Source organism: Micromonospora sp. D75, from assembly GCF_018070405.1.
GTDB classification, from domain to species: domain Bacteria; phylum Actinomycetota; class Actinomycetes; order Mycobacteriales; family Micromonosporaceae; genus Micromonospora; species Micromonospora chalcea.
This window is the reverse complement of record NZ_JAGPXV010000691.1, coordinates 1-2,944: the sequence shown is the minus strand read 5'-3', so window position 1 is coordinate 2,944 and position 2,944 is coordinate 1. Positions and strand designations below refer to the sequence as shown.

The following is a 2,944-nucleotide window of genomic DNA, read 5'->3' as shown; positions in this document are numbered from 1 at the left end:
GTCCACGGCCGGCCTGCCGCCGCCCGGCGTCACCGCGCTGCCCCGGCGTTCCGCCGGCGCCGCCTGACCGCACCCGGCCGGATACGCGACGGCCGCCCCGGCGAACCGGGGCGGCCTCGGGCGAGCACAGGTCAGAGATAGTTCTCGGCCTCGTCGCAGACCTTGTCCAGGCCCTTGTTCGCCGCCTCGAAGGCAGCCCGGTCGCCACGCGACGCGGCGGCGATGGCGGTGGTCAGCTTGTCCAGGCAGCTCGCGATGACCTTCTTCTGCCGGGCCTGCTCGTCCCGGTCGTTCTTGGTGCCGGTCAGGTCCTGCTGGGTGTCCGACAGCCGCTCCTGCACCGTCTTCAGCTCACCCTTGAGCTTCTCGATCTCCTGCTGGTTCGCCGAGATGGTGCCGTCGCGCTGGCTGACCAGCCGCTGGGACTTGTCCAGCTCGCCGTCCGTGGAGACGTACAGGAAGGTCATCACGCCACCGAAGACGAACAGCAACGCGGCGACGAGGCCGAGGACCAGCGGGGCCCACCTCCGGCCGCCGCCGGCGGGCGCGCCGCCGGCCGGTCCGTAGGGGCCGGGCGGCCCGGACATCGGCGGCGGGCCGTAGCCGGGGCCGGACACCGGTGGGGCGGACAGCGGCGGGGCCGACAGCGGCTGCGGGTAGCCGGGGCCGGAGACCGGCGGTACGGAGACCGGCGGCGCCGACATCGGCGGGGGCACCGGAGCGGCGCCCGGCGCGTAGCCCGGCTGACCCGGCGCGGCGGGCTGGTATCCGCCGTACCCGGGTGCGCCGTCGGGCGCGGTGGGCTGGTGCAGGGTCGGGGCGGGCTGGTTCGGGTCGTACTGCTGGGGCGCGGGCCGGCTGCCGTACACGTTGCCGTAGACCGTGCCCCCCGGCGCCGGGGGCGGGTTGTCGCCCCCGGCCGGTGGGTAGGACATGTCGTTCCTCCAGATGAGCTGGTCCCCCGCGGGGTGGCCCGATGGGCCGGGGTCGATGCGCTGCGGTCGCCCCACACCGGCGTGGGCGACCGGTCAGCAGAGGCGGAACCGGTCGCAGGCGGTCTTGATCGGCACCGCCAACCCGATGCCCTCGGCGTTGCGGGCCTTGGCCGTGGCGATGCCGACGACCTCCTTGGCGCCGTTGATCACCGGGCCGCCGGAGTTACCGGGGTTGATCGGCGCGTCGAACTGGATCACCGGGCCGCCGCCGCGCTCGTCTTCGCGGAACGCGCTGACCACGCCCGTGGTGACGCTGTCCTGCAACCCGAGCGGCGCGCCGACCACGATGATCTGCTGGCCGGACCGCACCGGATCACTGGCCGCGACCAGACCGGCGAACTTGGCGGTGGTGCGCAACTGCGCCAGGTCCTTGTCCTTGTCGGTGGCGATGATCGTCGCCTCGAACCGCTGGTCCTTGCGCTCCAGGAACACCTTGCGCTCACCGGCGGTGAAGACCGACTCGACCACGTGGAAGTTCGTCAGCAGCGTGGTGCCGCCGCCGGACGGGGCCTTGCCGACGGCGAACGCCGTACCGGTGAACTGCCCGGCCCGCACCCGGAACACGCTCGGCAGCACCGCGCTGGCCACCGCTTCCGGGTTGAAGGCGGCTCCGGCCTGCTTCTCCAGGCTGCCGGCGCGCTGCTCCAGGCCGTCGAGCCGGCTGGCGTCCGCGCCCTGCCCCTCGGCCATCCGCTTGTCGGCGGCGGCGAGCCGGTCGTCGAGCCGGTAGATCTGGTACGCCTGCACGCCGCTGACCACCGCCAGCACGGCGGCCAGGGCCAGCGCCACCACCGCGAGCCGGCTGCGCCGGGGGGCGCGCTCCGGCGGGCCGAGCGGCGCGCCGAAGCCGGAGACCTGCTGACCCGGGTACGCCGCCGGCTGGCCGGGATAGGACGGCGCGGACACCGGCTGGCCCGGATAGGCGGGCGCGGAGACCGGCCGGCCCGGGTAGGACGAGCCGGAGCCGGACGGGGCGCCGGAGTGCCGGTCCGCGTACGGCGACGAGGCCTGGCCCGGGAACGACTGTGACCCGGCGGGCGCCTGGCCCGGGTAGGCCGGGGCGGACTGGGCCGGTGCCGAGCCGAAGGAGGACTGCCCCGGCTGGGCCGACGGCGTGCCGTAGGAGGACTGCCCCGGCTGGGCCGGCGCGCCGCCGAACGACGACGGGCCCGGCTGGGACGGCGCGGCGCCGAACGACGGCTGGGACGGCGCGGGCGGGGTCGCGACACCCGACGACGCGGAGTAGGCGGCCGACGGCGACGCCCCGGCCGCGTCGGCGCGGCCCGGGTAACCGGCGGACGGCTGCGCGGTCGCCCGCGCCGGATGACCCGCGCCCGAGGACGGGGCCGGGTAACTCGTGCCCGACGAGGCGGGATAGCTGGTGCCCGAGGACCCGGGGTAGCTCGCGCCCGGCGACGCCGGGTAGCTCCCCCCGGACGATCCCGGGAAGCTCGCGCCCGGCGACGTGGCCGGGTCGCTCGTGCCCGGCGCCGCGTGGCCGGGGGCGCCGCTCCACGCCGGACCGCCACCGCCCGCTGCCGACCCGGGCAGGGCCGACCCGGACAGCGGAGCCGGACCGCCGGGCGGGTCGAAGCGCGGCGGCAGCGGTCCGGGCCGATCGGCCGTCGGGTCACCGCCCTGCCCCGGCACGCCGTCGCCGGTTCCGTACCCGCCTGTCATGCTCGACCGTCCTCCCCGTCGGCTTCGCCGACGCCCCCGACCGCTGTCGTCCGGCCCTGTGCGCCGCTCGCGGCTCGATGGACCGTACCGGCGGAAACGGGCTTTGTCTCCCCCGCTGTCCGACCCTCTCACGGCCCCGCAACCCGGTTCGTTCCGGACACCTGACGGACACCGCGCCGACACGCGCCGGACCGGCTGCGCACACCGGATCGTCCGGCCGACTAGGGTTGTCAGGTGTAGGACGAGCCACCCCTGCGGCGTCGGGCCGC

2 protein-coding genes are annotated in these 2,944 nt (G+C 76.3%); both read right to left on the bottom strand.

The features are described from left to right. Positions 1 to 131: 131 nt before the first annotated feature. Complete coding sequence (locus tag KBX39_RS27730; protein ID WP_069089383.1) at positions 132 to 935, bottom strand: hypothetical protein; 804 nt, start codon at positions 933 to 935, stop codon at positions 132 to 134. A 93-nt stretch (positions 936 to 1,028) separates the two neighbouring features. Then, positions 1,029 to 2,675: a S1C family serine protease gene (locus tag KBX39_RS27725; protein ID WP_210873319.1), complete on the bottom strand. Its 1,647-nt coding sequence runs from the start codon at positions 2,673 to 2,675 to the stop codon at positions 1,029 to 1,031. Positions 2,676 to 2,944 lie beyond the last annotated feature (269 nt).